At 29.8% G+C, this 14,179-nt stretch carries 17 protein-coding genes; all 17 read left to right on the forward strand.

Annotation, left to right across the window (positions count from 1 at the left end; translation table 11 throughout):
• Positions 1-229: 229 nt before the first annotated feature.
• On the forward strand, positions 230-868 hold the full coding sequence (locus BTO06_RS11845) for an SMI1/KNR4 family protein (RefSeq protein WP_157811826.1): 639 nt from the start codon (positions 230-232) through the stop codon (positions 866-868).
• 228 nt (positions 869-1,096) lie between these two features.
• Positions 1,097-1,537 (forward strand): hypothetical protein, encoded by a 441-nt coding sequence (locus BTO06_RS11850; protein ID WP_100925508.1) that lies wholly within the window; start codon positions 1,097-1,099, stop codon positions 1,535-1,537.
• 932 nt (positions 1,538-2,469) lie between these two features.
• Positions 2,470-2,613 carry a hypothetical protein gene (locus BTO06_RS18505; protein WP_157811692.1) on the forward strand — a complete coding sequence of 48 codons (144 nt, stop codon included), beginning with the start codon at positions 2,470-2,472 and terminating at the stop codon, positions 2,611-2,613.
• 134 nt (positions 2,614-2,747) lie between these two features.
• Positions 2,748-3,659: a hypothetical protein gene (locus BTO06_RS11855; RefSeq protein ID WP_100925509.1), complete on the forward strand. Its 912-nt coding sequence runs from the start codon at positions 2,748-2,750 to the stop codon at positions 3,657-3,659.
• A gap of 107 nt (positions 3,660-3,766) precedes the next feature.
• Positions 3,767-4,144 (forward strand): hypothetical protein, encoded by a 378-nt coding sequence (locus BTO06_RS11860; protein ID WP_232731450.1) that lies wholly within the window; start codon positions 3,767-3,769, stop codon positions 4,142-4,144.
• Between the two features lie 323 nt (positions 4,145-4,467).
• Positions 4,468-4,854, forward strand: a complete 387-nt coding sequence (locus BTO06_RS11865; protein ID WP_100925510.1) for a hypothetical protein — start codon at positions 4,468-4,470, stop codon at positions 4,852-4,854.
• Between the two features lie 164 nt (positions 4,855-5,018).
• Positions 5,019-5,513: an STM3941 family protein gene (locus BTO06_RS11870; protein ID WP_157811827.1), complete on the forward strand. Its 495-nt coding sequence runs from the start codon at positions 5,019-5,021 to the stop codon at positions 5,511-5,513.
• Positions 5,514-5,635: 122 nt separating this feature from the next.
• Positions 5,636-6,223, forward strand: a complete 588-nt coding sequence (locus tag BTO06_RS11875) for a hypothetical protein (RefSeq protein ID WP_100925512.1) — start codon at positions 5,636-5,638, stop codon at positions 6,221-6,223.
• Positions 6,224-7,008: 785 nt separating this feature from the next.
• Positions 7,009-7,380: a transposase gene (locus BTO06_RS11880; protein ID WP_100925513.1), complete on the forward strand. Its 372-nt coding sequence runs from the start codon at positions 7,009-7,011 to the stop codon at positions 7,378-7,380.
• Between the two features lie 35 nt (positions 7,381-7,415).
• Positions 7,416-8,231, forward strand: coding sequence for an IS3 family transposase (locus tag BTO06_RS11885; RefSeq protein ID WP_100925514.1), 816 nt, complete (start codon positions 7,416-7,418; stop codon positions 8,229-8,231).
• A 52-nt stretch (positions 8,232-8,283) separates the two neighbouring features.
• Complete coding sequence (locus BTO06_RS11890) at positions 8,284-9,192, forward strand: hypothetical protein (RefSeq protein ID WP_100925515.1); 909 nt, start codon at positions 8,284-8,286, stop codon at positions 9,190-9,192.
• 155 nt (positions 9,193-9,347) lie between these two features.
• Positions 9,348-9,944, forward strand: coding sequence for a hypothetical protein (locus BTO06_RS11895; RefSeq protein ID WP_100925516.1), 597 nt, complete (start codon positions 9,348-9,350; stop codon positions 9,942-9,944).
• A 1,509-nt stretch (positions 9,945-11,453) separates the two neighbouring features.
• On the forward strand, positions 11,454-11,597 hold the full coding sequence (locus tag BTO06_RS18510; RefSeq protein ID WP_157811692.1) for a hypothetical protein: 144 nt from the start codon (positions 11,454-11,456) through the stop codon (positions 11,595-11,597).
• Between the two features lie 138 nt (positions 11,598-11,735).
• Positions 11,736-12,107, forward strand: a complete 372-nt coding sequence (locus BTO06_RS11900; RefSeq protein ID WP_100925513.1) for a transposase — start codon at positions 11,736-11,738, stop codon at positions 12,105-12,107.
• Between the two features lie 35 nt (positions 12,108-12,142).
• Complete coding sequence (locus tag BTO06_RS11905; RefSeq protein WP_100925517.1) at positions 12,143-12,958, forward strand: IS3 family transposase; 816 nt, start codon at positions 12,143-12,145, stop codon at positions 12,956-12,958.
• A 41-nt stretch (positions 12,959-12,999) separates the two neighbouring features.
• The gene (locus BTO06_RS11910) at positions 13,000-13,575 is read left to right on the forward strand and encodes a hypothetical protein (protein ID WP_100925518.1); all 576 of its coding nucleotides are present in this window, start codon (positions 13,000-13,002) and stop codon (positions 13,573-13,575) included.
• A gap of 91 nt (positions 13,576-13,666) precedes the next feature.
• Positions 13,667-14,173 (forward strand): DMP19 family protein, encoded by a 507-nt coding sequence (locus BTO06_RS11915; protein ID WP_100925519.1) that lies wholly within the window; start codon positions 13,667-13,669, stop codon positions 14,171-14,173.
• Positions 14,174-14,179: the final 6 nt, after the last annotated feature.

The following is a 14,179-nucleotide window of genomic DNA, read 5'->3' on the forward strand; positions in this document are numbered from 1 at the left end:
CGTTTAGTTTTGCATTCTGTCTCGTTTGCTTTCAGTGTAAAATTTTCTAAACGCTTTGAATTTTGGCTAGTGTTCTCCAACATTAGTTAACAGCGTGTATAAAAAATTGCTGCATTCTCTATAAATCAAAAATTATATTTACTTTTAAATCATGAAAACGAATGAAAAATTGCTACTAAAATCATCGCAACTTTTCATACACAATTACGTTACCTGCAAGCACCAAAAAATGATTGAAATAGAAATTAGAAATCGATTAAACAAGTACGAAAAACTAGGTATTGAAAAACAATCTAACGGAACTGAATTGATTGGAAAAGCGCCTCATATTGCACCCTTGGCTTATTTGCATTCTATTTACAAAGGATTGAATAATGATGAAATTGGTAGACTTGAACAAGAGTTAAAAACTGAAATCCCTAAAGATTATAAAGAGTTTTTAAAATTTTCAAATGGACTTCATATTTTTAACACAACACTTTATCTAAATGGTTTGAGAGAATCATATAATAGACAAAAAGCAATCGAAAATAGATTACCATTTGCTCTATCTACCAAAAACCTTTTTGAAAGACCAAGAAATGCGAAACCCGAATACTTTTTTATTGGTGGTTATGACTATGGAAACGGTTCTTTGTTGTATGTGAACAAAAACAACAATAAAGTTTATAGGTGTGGAACAAAAAATGTTAAACCTCTGAATGAATGGAATAGCGTAAATGAAATGATTTTAACAGAAATTGATAGACTAATAGAATTGCATAGTGCAAATGGAGAATTAAAAGAAAATATTAAAAAAACAACACCAGAAAACAATTTTGAATTTGACAAACAAGGTTTATGGAACAGATTGAAAAATATGTTTTAATAAAAAGCCAGCAGGTAACACGGTGTATAAAACATAGTTAATAAGTGTTAAACCTAAAGATTTGTGTATATTTAGAAAGTCCACCAAATTTTTAATTTGGCTTTGAAATAGAGAAAAATTAAAAACAAAATATAAAAATTCGGCTCTGTGTTAAATCGAAAAGTTAGTGTCTTTTTGTACGCTACGTTTCATACACATGTCCGTTGTAAGCAATTTGAGAAAAACTTTATGGGAACATTTGACTTTTTAAAACCCAAATCAAAAGAACAATTTGAATATGTTGATGGAATTGGAAAATTAATTTACACTTACGAATTTGATGAATATGCATATCGTGGAAAAATCTACTCTAAAAGTCTAGAATATCCAATCAAAATTATTTTGCCTACAACTAATAGAAAAATATCTGATTATCAGAAAGCGTATTTTAATAATCTTGAAGAAAATTTCAAAAAGATATTAGAAGAAGCATCTAAAGCACCAAACTCAAAAATAGTTGTAGCAGATTGTAGGATTAATGAAGTATTAATTCCTCACAAAGAAAACAATATCTATGACATAGATGCGGAAATAGTAGTTTCGGAAAAAGTAAAATCTAAAGTTTACGGAAAGAGTATTTATTCAATAATTATGAAAGAATTAAATGTTATTGATATTATCAATATATAAAACTGCTTACAACACCGTGTATAATTCATTGCTTTTGCTGGCTAAGACGACGATCTTTTCTTACAATTCACTATATTACATTGCGGAATAATTATCGTGTACTTGTCCGCAACTAATCATACACAAACACGTTAACTATCATTGTCGAGAATTATGTGAAGTTCTCTTTTTGATAAATCAAAGTCAGTTGCAAAATTGTACTTTTCAACAGTAATTCCAGCTTCTTCCTTTTTTTAGAGAACTAAACGTTTTATGGCTTGGATCATTTGCCAATCTCATTATTTCTTGATTGTCGGTTCTTGTTTTGTGTTTGAAAAGTCTCTGGCTCGTTCCGATAACTTAGCTTACTTTTTACTTTTGAGTAGAACCTCGTCGCATTCTTAGCCAATTCTCGCTGAACGTTCTGATCCGTTCTTTTTCTAAAAAAAGGCTTTATACAAATCTTAAAATACGCAAACTAAATGCAAGTAAGGCTTGTAACTATTTATCTTTTATTGGCTAACAATTGTGCTTGTTTGTAAACCTTTAGAGTTGCATTCTGTCTCGTTTGCTTTCAGTGTAAAATTTTCTAAACGCTTTGAATTTTGGCTAGTGTTCTCCAACATTAGTTAACAGGGTGTATAAAAAATTGCTTCATTCTCTATAAATCAAAAAATATATTTACTTTTAAATCATGAAAAACGAATGAAAAATTGCTACTAAAAATCATCGCAACTTTTCATACACAAATACGTTGTATGTAATAAGTCCAACTTTTGGCTTTTAAATACACTTTTTGATTGTGATCAAGGATAGGTAAAACAGGATTAAAATTAACTAAACGTAAGAATGCAGTTTAGTCAAGCTTATCGATTGACATCGTATGAGAGTTACACTTTCAAATACGCATGCTAGCGTAATAAGCTTGCCGAAATTAGAAGATTTTTTTGACAATGTCAAGTTTTAAAACGATAATTTTATTTAAATCAATGTTTTACAGCAAAGCAGAAAATCATTTTTCAGATAACAAACCATATCAGTCTGTGGTTGATATAATTCATAATCTTGAAAAAACAAGTGGATTTAAAGTAATCTGAATGTAGCGCCTGGACTGACTACGTAAATATAAAAACAGAAACTATAAGATTTTAGCTATATTTACTACAAACAACAACGTGTAAATTGCATTAAAACGCAACTTACTCGAAACGTTATGCTCAATTAAACCGAGATGATAAATCCGACTAGAAGAAATAGATATATTGGAACAGCTAAACAGGGGTATAGTCAAGACAACAAATTAGTTGTTCCTTATCCTGCTGTTGAGATGAAATCATTTTTCGAGAGATTGGGAGAACATAAAACGATTGAGAAAATTATCAATGGACACAAATTCAGATTTGTTGTTGAGAAAACTCGTCAAAATTCTTTTCACGCTTGCACTATAGAAGACATTGAACAAATACTAAATCAAATACCTAAAGAGGATTACGGTGAATTAGAATTAATTATTCTTAGACAACCTACAAGAAAGGAAGAGAATTTAAAATCTGTTTGGGGACGGATGATTTACTCATATGAATTTGAAAATGATTATTCACCTGCTGTTATTATTGAAGCGGTAGATTTAGATCGAACTTTTAAGTGGCCCAAAAAACTGAGTGTTGATTCTCAAAAGGAATTAAAAAGGCTAAAAGAAGATGGACATAAAATCAAAATGAGTAAAAGGTTTTATGAAGCGGAATATGAATTAAGGAATATCAGAGCGACTCAACTTTATAGAACCCTTCCGCACGAATTTGGACATTATGTTCATTATTTAGAAGTAGTAAAGCGACCTTTATCTGAAATTCAAACTCAACTCAACCAATTAGATGATCAGATTGATGACAATGATACTTCTGAAACGAATCCACTATTTGATAAATGGAATTCCTTAGATGATGAATACAATAAAAGGATTCAAGAATTGGAGGAAAAATACTTTTCTATTCCGAGTAGTGAGAAAGAAGTATTTGCTCATTCATATGCCGATGAACTAAAAAAGGATTTAACCCTAAGAGGTATTGTTCCCTTTATGAGAATTATTAATGAAAAAGAGATTATTGAAAATGGTCTGAATTTATCAGATTTTAAAGAATGAAAAAAGAGCATAACATTGTATATAAAATCATAGCACCCTGCGGGATACTACGCTTCATATACTAAACGTTAGCAAACATTAAGAACTAACCGCATACTGACAAAATTATGGCTGAACAAAAATTGAGGACAGAAAAAATATTAAGTAGAATATTGATATGGTTACCTTCATTGGTAATAATACTTTTTTATATTCAAAATGCTTTGGATAAATTGATTAATCACGACCAAACTGGAAAAATCGTAGAAAGTAGTATAGTAATGATTACAGCTGGAATTTTTATTTTAATTGGAATAGCTCTTTTCTTATACAACAAAACGATACTGATTGGGACAGCAATGTTGGTTTTATATATGACTTTTATTGTATTAATTCATATGTATAAAGGAAAACCATCTGAAATTGTAATGCTAATTCTTATGGCAACCATTTTCGCCTCATATATCAGAAAACCACAATTATTTCATCAAAAAACAGAAAAATAGATAAGAAATTAATCCAACTAAATTATAATCTAAAAACTGAATATAATCAAACTAAAAACTATTGGAAAATCTGATGAAAAATTGAAAACGGAAATAAAAAACGATTTGCCAACAATGGCTATAATTAATACGGGTTTTAGTGCTTAACCAAAAGGCAATTGCTTTTAAGTTAAGTCCGCCAAATCTTTTGGTTTGGCTTTATAAAGAAAAAGATAAAACAAAATAAAAAGTTTTGGCTAAGTGCGAGTTCGAAAGTTTATTTAATTTTAATTCCCGTACTAACCATAGCCGAGACGTTGTATGCAAGTTGAAAAAATTGCCCAATGAAAGAATATTTAATTTGGATTTTACTATTCACAACAGCAACATCCTCTGCGCAAGAAAAGGTATTTCTAAATTCAGGAAAGACTTTTAAAATCGAAAAAAAGTATTATGTGAATGAAATAATACTGAATTCAGACTCAACTTTTATCCAGAGGTATTATGAATTCAGAGAAAAAAATGGAATTGAAAGCTATAAAAACTCAGTCCCAGAAATAGAATCAAATGGAACCTATTCTAAAAGTGGAAAATATTATCTGTTTGACCAAAAAAGTCCGAATGATTTTGTGAATGATTATTTTAAATTGACCGAAAATAAACTGATTTACTTATATTGTCGCGAAGGCAAATGGAGAAAAGGAGCAAGATTTAAGCTGAAATCGGAATGAAATGAATAAAAAAAGCCAGCATACAACAATGTATAACCGCAATTACGGCGGATTCGACTACGTCCGAATCCACTCGGTAATTACTAACGCTAGTTTTTAAACAAAATATGCAACTTTAATCCCGTAACAACAGTTATACAAATACGTTGTGTAACATTGTTAAAATGATGAAAAAGACATTAATTTTAAAAACAAAAAAGTGGAAAACTTTAATTTACCTAATTGGTTGTCTTATATTTATTATTCCTTCTCTATATTTTGATAGTGAATTTGAATTTATAGACTGGATTGGTTTTATATTTTTTGGGTTGGGTGTAGTTATATTTGGCATACAACTTTTGCCTAACTCTAACTATTTAAAACTGAGCAAAGAAGGTTTTGAAGTTAAAAATCTTTACAAATCTGACTTCACAAAATGGACGGACATTGAAAATTTCAAAGTTGGCTATTTAAAATTCAGATACTACAACAAAAAAATGGTTATGATTGACTATTCTGAAAGTTACAATAATTACAAAACCAGCAGGAAAATTTCTAATTATTTTTCTGGATCTGACGGAGCTCTACCTGATAATTACGGAATGAAAACTGAAGAATTGGTTAAAGTTCTTAATGAATGGAAATCTGAAATGAAAAACGCTACACAACAAAATGTATAGTTAATTCCTATTCCTTGCTAAAACAAAGGTAAATGATTTTTTATAAAGCTATTGTTTAGCTGAAAAAATTGTACATTTAACCACGCAACTAACCATACACAAACCGTTACCACAAATTTGAAATGAACATTATTAGTGCAAATTTAAACTTTATTCTTCTCGACGTAATAGACCAGAAAAACTCAAGCGGATTAAAGTTAAAACTAACTCATACAAATCATTTTCCGAGAAAATTAAAACCGAAAGAATTTAAAAATTTTGAACTAAAACTTATCGGAATTGAAAAGAAAACCAAACTCAAAACTGAACTTAAAAAATTTACGGATAACTATTTAGATATTGAGGAAATAGAAAATGGAATTTTAGATTTTTGGAGTGATAGCTATCAAATTGGCGAATTTAAAGTTGATAGTTTTGTAGAAAATGTATCGGAATTAACAAAAGAAGATTGGATTGATAATTATCAAAATCTTTTAAATTTCTATTATAAACAAAATGATGAAAAAACAAAAGAAAGTATATTACAAACTAAATTTCTTGACCGATTAAAAAAACTGACAGAAGAGGAAATAAAAAAATACGAGCGAAAGTCTGAATTTTTTAAAGATGATGAAGACAAAATTAATGCGCTGAATGAAAGAATGAATTTAGCAAATCGAATTGAACAAATACGACAACAATTTATATCTGAATTAAAGAATATCGAATAAAAAACATGTGGTAACACCGTATATAATTTATTGCTAGTCCTAGCCTACTTACGAAAATCCCCGCGGATTTTCTATTCGGTTTTTTTTTGCTAAGTTTAGTGCTTAAACCACGCAACAAACCATATACAAGACAGTTAACTATCATTGTCGAGAATTATGTGAAGTTCTCTTTTTGATAAATCAAGTAAGTTGCAAAATTTTGCTTTTCAAGAGTAATTCCAGCTTCGTCCTTTTTTTAGAGAACTAAACGTTTTATGGTTTGGCTCATTTGCCAATCTCATTGTTTCTTGATTGTCGGTTCTTATTTTGTGTTTGAAAAGTCTTTGGCTCGTTCCGATAACTTAGCTTACTTTTTACTTTTGAGTAGAACCTCGTCGCATTCTTAGCCAATTCTCGCTGAACGTTCTGATCCGTTCTTTTTCTAAAAAAAGGCTTTATATAAATCTTAAAATACGCAAACTAAATGCAAGTAAGGCTTTTGACTATTTATCCTTTATTGGCTGACAATTGTTCTTGTTTGAAAACCTTTAGTTTTGCATTCTGTCTCGTTTGCTTTCAGTGTAAAATTTTCTAAACGCTTTGAATTTTGGCTAGTGTTCTCCAACATTAGTTAACAGCGTGTATAAAAAATTGCTTCTTTCTCTATAAATCAAAAATTATATTTACTTTTAAATCATGAAAATGAATGAAAAATTGCTACTAAAATCATCGCAACTTTTCATACACAATTACGTTGTACAACATTATGACCCGTCCTGAATAAAGGCTACATAATTTTAAACATTATGTATAAAAACGACAAAGTCATCAGACGCTATTCAGAACCTTTTAAATTGAAAATTTTAGACGAACTTACAACCGGAAAATTAAACAAGTATCAATTAGGTAAGGCATATGGTATTGCTCCAACTACCATTAATGAATGGATTAAAAAGTATAACCGTAAAGACCTTATGAATACCAGAATAACCGTGAAAACTAAGGATGAAATAACCAGAATTAAACAGCTTCAAAAAGAGATTGAACAACTAAAAAAACTCTTGTTAAAAAAAGACTTGGATGCTATGATTCAAGATTCATACCTAGAAGTTGCTGCAGAAGACCTTGGTTATAAATCTGTAGCAGAACTAAAAAAAAAGCTAAATATAGAGCGTTAATTAAATCTAAAACCAAAGCTAAAGGATTTGCGTCTTTGACAACCATAAGTCTTTGTTTTGGACTTAAACGTGATGCGTACTATAAATACAGAGCTAGAGCCGATAAACGTTTAAAACTTGAACAACAGATTATTCAAATTGTTAAGCAAAAACGCAAATCCTTACCAAGAGAAGGTGTTCGTAAACTCAAAATATCCTTGAAAAACGATTTTGATAATGCAAATATTAAAGTAGGAAGAGACACACTATTCAATGTGCTTAGAAAACACAATATGCTTACAACCAGAAAGAAACCAAGTTATAGAACTACCAATTCTTTTCATAGATTCTATAAATACAAAAACATCATAAAAGATGTGCTTGTTGATAGACCTAACCAGGTATGGGTAAGTGACATCACCTACATTAGAACTGTAAAAGGATTTTGTTATTTAGCCCTTATAACCGACTTGTATTCTAGAAAAATAATAGGGTATGATCTTAGTGATAGCTTAGAGCTTAGCGGATGTGTAAGAGCATTAAAAAAAGCATTATATCAAGCTAAAAATACGGATGAACTCATACATCACTCCGATAGAGGAATACAATATTGCAGTAATCTATACACACAAATTTTAAAAGGAAAGAACATTAAAATTAGCATGACAGAAGATAATCATTGTTATGAAAATGCTGTCGCTGAAAGGGTAAATGGTATATTAAAAGATGAGTTTTACTTAGATCAAACATTTGATAATGTGATACATGCAAAAAGAGCTACAAAAAATGCAATCAATCTATACAACCAAATAAGATTACACGTATCTTTAAACTATAAAACACCAAATATGGTATATTTAAAAACAGCATAAATCAAATTTTAACCTGTAGCCATATTTCAGGACTAGACATTTCCGAAAAATAATGAGAAAATTGACCATCCTTTTTGCTATTATTATATTTTCTTGTCAATCAGAAAAGAAAACAGAATGCAACTATGTGACTGATTATTACCAAACCGTCTACAAGGCGGATTGGGAATTTGAAACTAAGAATTACCAAAAAGCCTTTGATTTATACGATGATGCGTTCAAATCATGCGAAGCAGTAAACACAGTCAACTATAATGAAATTTGGAAATTCACAGTAACTTCCGCCATTTTGAAACGATTTGATATAACCTATGATTATGCAAAAAAATTAATCCTGAATGGTGTTGAATTAAACCGGTTTGGTAACAGTGAAAATTTTGATGAATTTCTTAAATCAGAATTTGGTCAAAACTTGACCTCTCAATATCAAAAATTGAGAGAAAAATTCGAAAAAAATGCAGATTTCAAACTTAGAAACGAGCTTCTTGCAATGCAAACAGCCGACCAACTTTATAGAAATGAAAATTATCAAGAAAATATTGTCAAACAGGACAGTATAGATAAACTTCACGAAAAACGACTTATTGAAATTTTTGAAACTATTGGTTATCCTACTGACAAAATCGTAGGCCCCCATACAGGAGATTATCAAGTTGACGTTGGACTTCTTCTTTTACATACCGATGACAGTATTCGAATGAATTATTTCGTTCCGAAATTAAAGGATTTTGTGCAAAAAGGGACAGCTTCACCATACACCTTAGGAACTGTCATTGACCAATTCCACTTATATAACGGAGACCCTCAAATTAACGGTACGTACGGAGCACAAGGAGGTGGATATGCAAAAATGATTTCGGACTTGAAAAAAGTGGACAGCAACCGAATTTCAATCGGACTACCTCCATTAGAATTAAAAGAAAAAAAGGATAGTCTAATAAAAATAAAATATGGATTTTAAAAGCAACGTGGTACAACAAGATGTATAATTAATTGCGGCTGAATTTCCTCAACGAAAATTCCGTCTTATTAATTATCTTTCCGCAACATCGGAAAATGACTCGCGTCCTTTCCCGCAAAAAATCATACACAAATACGTTGGCTACAATTAAAAAAATGGAATTAATTAAAATTGAAATTTCTGACATCGAAAAATATAATCAAGAAAGGAATAAAGTGTTTTCTGATTTCCTTGGTGTTAAGAAGATATTACCATTTTTGATTATACTTTTTATTGGTATAATACTATTTATTACTGGGATTTATGGAGACAAAGACGTAGAACAAAGATTATATGAAAACGGAAAAGAAAAAATCACTTTTATAAATTACGGTATAGAATTAGGAATAGGACTTGGTTTTATATTGTTTTCATTATTAAAATGTATAGATTTTTGGAAAACGAAAAATAATATCAGTACTACATTAAACTTGAGAAAGCAAAAATTTAAAAAAGGTGTAACATTTTTTAAAATTGAAATAAATGAAAAGGAAATTTTAATAAAAACTGACTTGTTTGAGAAAAAAACTTCTTGGTTATATTATGATTTTTTCAAGACTGACAATAAGTTTTTGAGTCTATATTCTTATAACTCAAGTAAATATTTCCCTGAACAATTGATTCCTTTAGATTCTCTCACAGTAGAAGAAAAAGAACTACTTAAAAAATACTTAAGGATAAGATTTATAAACAGTAGCCAACAACGTGTATAATTAATTGCGGCTGAATTTCCTCGGCGGAAATTCAATCTTATTAATTATCTTTCCGCAACATCGGAAAAGGACTCGCGTCCTTTCCCGCAAAAAATCATACACAAATACGTTAACTATCATTGTCGAGAATTATGTGAAGTTCTCTTTTTGATAAATCAAAGTCAGTTTCAAAATTTTACTTTTCAAGAGTAATTCCAGCTTTGTCCTTTTTTTAGAGAACTAAACGTTTTATGGTTTAGATCATTTGCCAATCTCATTGTTTCTTGATTGTCGGTTCTTATTTTGTATTTGAAAAGTCTCTGGCTCGTTCCGATAACTAAGCTTACTTTTTATTTTTGAGTAGAACCTCATCGTATTTTTAGCCAATTCTCGCTGAACGTTCTGATCCGTTCTTTTTCTAAAAAAAGGCTTTTTACAGCAATCAAATTACGCAAACTAAATGCAAGTAAGGCTTGTAACTATTTATCTTTTATTGGCTGACAATTGTGCTTGTTTGTAAACCTTTAGATTTGCATTCTGTATCGTTTGCTTTCAGTGTAAAATTTTCTAAACGCTTTGAATTTTGGCTAGTGTTCTCCAACGTTAGTTAACAGCGTGTATAAAAAATTGCTGCATCCTCTATAAATCAAAAATTATATTTACTTTTAAATCATGAAAATGAATGAAAAATTGCTGCTAAAATCATCGCAACTTTTCATACACAATTACGTTAACTATCATTGTCGAGAATTATGTGAAGTTCTCCTTTTGATAAATCAAAGTCAGTTGCAAAATTGTACTTTTCAAGAGTAATTCCAGCTTTGTCCTTTTTTTAGAGAACTAAACGTTTGATGGTTTGGCTCATTTGCCAATCTCATTATTTCTTGATTGTCGGTTTTTGTTTTGTGTTTGAAAAGTCTCTGGTTCGTTCCGATAACTAAGCTTACTGTTTACTTTTGAGTAGAACCTCATCGTATTTTTAGCCAATTCTCGCTGAACGTTCTGATCCGTTCTTTTTCTAAAAAAAAGGCTTCATACAAATCTTAAAATACGCAAACTAAATGCAAGTAAGGCTTGTGACTATTTATCTTTTATTGGCTGACAATTGTTCTTGTTTGAAAACGTTTAGTTTTGCATTCTGTCTCGTTTGCTTTCAGTGTAAAATTTTCTAAACGCTTTGAATTTTGGCTAGTGTTCTCCAACATTAGTTAACAGCGTGTATAAAAAATTGCTTCTTTCTCTATAAATCAAAAATTATATTTACTTTTAAATCATGAAAACGAATGAAAAATTGCTACTAAAATCATCGCAACTTTTCATACACAATTACGTTGTATGTAATAAGTCCAACTTTTGGCTTTTAAATACACTTTTTGATTGTGATCAAGGATAGGTAAAACAGGATTAAAATTAACTAAACGTAAGAATGCAGTTTAGTCAAGCTTATCGATTGACATCGTATGAGAGTTACACTTTCAAATACGCATGCTAGCGTAAAAAGCTTGCCGAAATTAGAAGAATTTTTTGACAATGTCAAGTTTTAAAACGATAATTTTATTTAAATCAATGTTTTACAGCAAAGCAGAAAATCATTTTTCAGATAACAAACCATATCAGTCTGTGGTTGATATAATTCATAATCTTGAAAAAACAAGTGGATTTAAAGTAATCTAAATGTAGCGCCTGGACTGACTACGTAAAAATAAAAACAGAAACTATAAGATTTTAGCTATATTTACTACAAACAACAACGTGTAAATTGCATTAAAACGCTGACCCGTCCTGAATAAAGGCTACATAATTTTAAACATTATGTATAAAAACGACAAAGTCATCAGACGTTATTCAGAACCTTTTAAATTGAAAATTTTAGACGAACTTACAACCGGAAAATTAAACAAGTATCAATTAGGTAAGGCATATGGTATTGCTCCAACTACCATTAATGAATGGATTAAAAAGTATAACCGTAAAGACCTTATGAACACAAGAATAACCGTGAAAACTAAGGATGAAATAACCAGAATTAAACAGCTTCAAAAAGAGATTGAACAACTAAAAAAACTCTTGTTAAAAAAAGACTTGGATGCTATGATTCAAGATTCATACCTTGAAGTTGCTGCAGAAGACCTTGGTTATAAATCTGTAGCAGAACTAAAAAAAAAGCTAAATATAGAGCGTTAATTAAATCTAAAACCAAAGCTAAAGGATTTGCGTCTTTGACAACCATAAGTCTTTGTTTTGGACTTAAACGAGATGCGTACTATAAATACAAAGCTAGAGCCGATAAACGTTTAAAACTTGAACAACAGATTATTCAAATTGTTAAGCAAAAACGCAAATCCTTACCAAGAGAAGGTGTGCGTAAACTCAAAATATCCTTGAAAAACGATTTTGATAATGCAAATATTAAAGTAGGAAGAGACATGCTATTCAATGTGCTTAGAAAACACAATATGCTAACAACCAGAAAGAAACCTAGTTATAGAACTACCAATTCTTTTCATAGATTCTATAAATACAAAAACATTATAAAAGATGTGCTTGTTGATAGACCTAACCAGGTATGGGTAAGTGATATCACATACATCAGAACTGTAAAGGGATTTTGTTATTTAGCCCTTATAACCGACTTGTATTCTAGAAAAATAATAGGGTATGATCTCAGTGATAGCTTAGAGCTTAGCGGCTGTGTAAGAGCATTAAAAAAAGCATTATATCAAGCTAAAAATACGGATGAACTCATACATCACTCCGATAGAGGAATACAATATTGCAGTAATCTATACACACAAATTTTAAAAAGGAAGAACATTAAAATTAGCATGACAGAAGATAATCATTGTTATGAAAATGCTGTCGCTGAAAGGGTAAATGGTATATTAAAAGATGAGTTTTACTTAGATCAAACCTTTGATAATGTGATACATGCAAAAAGAGCTGCAAAAAGTGCAATCAATCTATACAACCAAATAAGATTACACGTATCTTTAGACTATAAAACACCAAATATGGTATACAAATTAACAGCCTAAATCAATTTTTAACCTGTAGCCATATTTCAGGACTAGACATTATGAATAGAACTCTAATTTTACTTTTAATATTCATTTCAAACTTGTCTTTTAGTCAATCTTTATTGGATATGACTGAAGAGGAAATTAAAAAAGGAGATTTAGAAAGAGCAAAAAGACAGATTAATATTTTAAAAAATAGTGAATCAGGATTTTGTGGAAACAGCGTAGCTAAAATTAAAGGAGAGATTAGTTTTTTAGAGTCTAAAATAGCAATTAAAGAGAAAGATTATGATAAATCTCTTGAAATTTTGAACTCAATAAAAGAAGAATGTGTTTTTGGAAATAATTGTGAAAAAAGAGACTCATTAAAAATAGAAACTCTTTTTATGAAATATGGAAAAAGAACGATTCTAAGCTCATTTAAAAATAAAGAAAAGCTAAAAATTATTAGTTTAAACCATTTTCATTACCAAGTCTATCTGGAAAACATTGATTATAAATTTATTTTTTTCAGTAACGGATATGAAAAAAACTATGAACATCCTAAATATGGAACAATATCAAAAAGGGAAAGTAATAACAGTTTTATTGATATGTGTAAGGAATTAAAGTTTTATAAATTAATAATAGAGTAACTATTGCCAACTAAACCTAAAATGCATTAAAACGCAGCTTAGCCAAAACGTTGTAGGTAAGCTTAAAAACGCAGGGAATAAATTTAAAATTATGGATAATGACTCTTTTAATAGACTTTCATGGATGACAGAAGAAATGAAAGCTGAAATTCGGAAAAGAGATAAAATTGTAAGAGATGAAGAAATAGAAAACTTATTTTTATTAGATGACAATTCTGATTTTTCAATTGCGTTGCACGAGATTCTTGTAAATAGGCACGTTAAAAATCCAAATTCTTTAAACTCAGTACAACAGAATTTATTTCTTTGTATGCACTTGGAAAATGCTGGTCAAGCAGATAGTATCTTATCTTTTTTACAAGAATGGTTTCCTAAACAGAAAAAACAAGTTGTAAAATCTTTGGGTGAAATTGGAGCTACTAAATCTGCTAAAATTATAGAGCAGGCGATTGCATTACTTCCAGAAAATAATAGTTGGTTTTTTGAAAGTTCTGACGAAAATTCGGAAAGATTGATGATGAAATTTGACAATGAATTTTCAAGTTATCCAGACGGTCCAAAGATGGACTTATATCGTAAATATGCAGAAAAAAAATAGAAACGA

Origin of the sequence: Tenacibaculum sp. SZ-18 (assembly GCF_002813915.1) — a bacterium.
Taxonomy (GTDB): Bacteria; Bacteroidota; Bacteroidia; order Flavobacteriales; family Flavobacteriaceae; genus Polaribacter.

Bases quoted from the DNA above. Each gene is read 5' to 3' on its own strand.
- BTO06_RS11880 (WP_100925513.1), top strand. From the start codon at position 7,009: ATGTATAAAAACGACAAAGTCATCAGACGCTATTCAGAACCTTTTAAA.
- BTO06_RS11895 (WP_100925516.1), top strand. From the start codon at position 9,348: ATGGAATTAATTAAAATTGAAATTTCTGACATCGAAAAATATAATCAA.
- BTO06_RS11865 (WP_100925510.1), top strand. From the start codon at position 4,468: ATGAAAGAATATTTAATTTGGATTTTACTATTCACAACAGCAACATCC.
- BTO06_RS18510 (WP_157811692.1), top strand. From the start codon at position 11,454: ATGTCAAGTTTTAAAACGATAATTTTATTTAAATCAATGTTTTACAGC.
- BTO06_RS11890 (WP_100925515.1), top strand. From the start codon at position 8,284: ATGAGAAAATTGACCATCCTTTTTGCTATTATTATATTTTCTTGTCAA.
- BTO06_RS11875 (WP_100925512.1), top strand. From the start codon at position 5,636: ATGAACATTATTAGTGCAAATTTAAACTTTATTCTTCTCGACGTAATA.
- BTO06_RS18505 (WP_157811692.1), top strand. From the start codon at position 2,470: ATGTCAAGTTTTAAAACGATAATTTTATTTAAATCAATGTTTTACAGC.
- BTO06_RS11855 (WP_100925509.1), top strand. From the start codon at position 2,748: ATGATAAATCCGACTAGAAGAAATAGATATATTGGAACAGCTAAACAG.
- BTO06_RS11845 (WP_157811826.1), top strand. From the start codon at position 230: ATGATTGAAATAGAAATTAGAAATCGATTAAACAAGTACGAAAAACTA.
- BTO06_RS11870 (WP_157811827.1), top strand. From the start codon at position 5,019: ATGATGAAAAAGACATTAATTTTAAAAACAAAAAAGTGGAAAACTTTA.
- BTO06_RS11850 (WP_100925508.1), top strand. From the start codon at position 1,097: ATGGGAACATTTGACTTTTTAAAACCCAAATCAAAAGAACAATTTGAA.
- BTO06_RS11910 (WP_100925518.1), top strand. From the start codon at position 13,000: ATGAATAGAACTCTAATTTTACTTTTAATATTCATTTCAAACTTGTCT.
- BTO06_RS11860 (WP_232731450.1), top strand. From the start codon at position 3,767: ATGGCTGAACAAAAATTGAGGACAGAAAAAATATTAAGTAGAATATTG.
- BTO06_RS11915 (WP_100925519.1), top strand. From the start codon at position 13,667: ATGGATAATGACTCTTTTAATAGACTTTCATGGATGACAGAAGAAATG.
- BTO06_RS11900 (WP_100925513.1), top strand. From the start codon at position 11,736: ATGTATAAAAACGACAAAGTCATCAGACGTTATTCAGAACCTTTTAAA.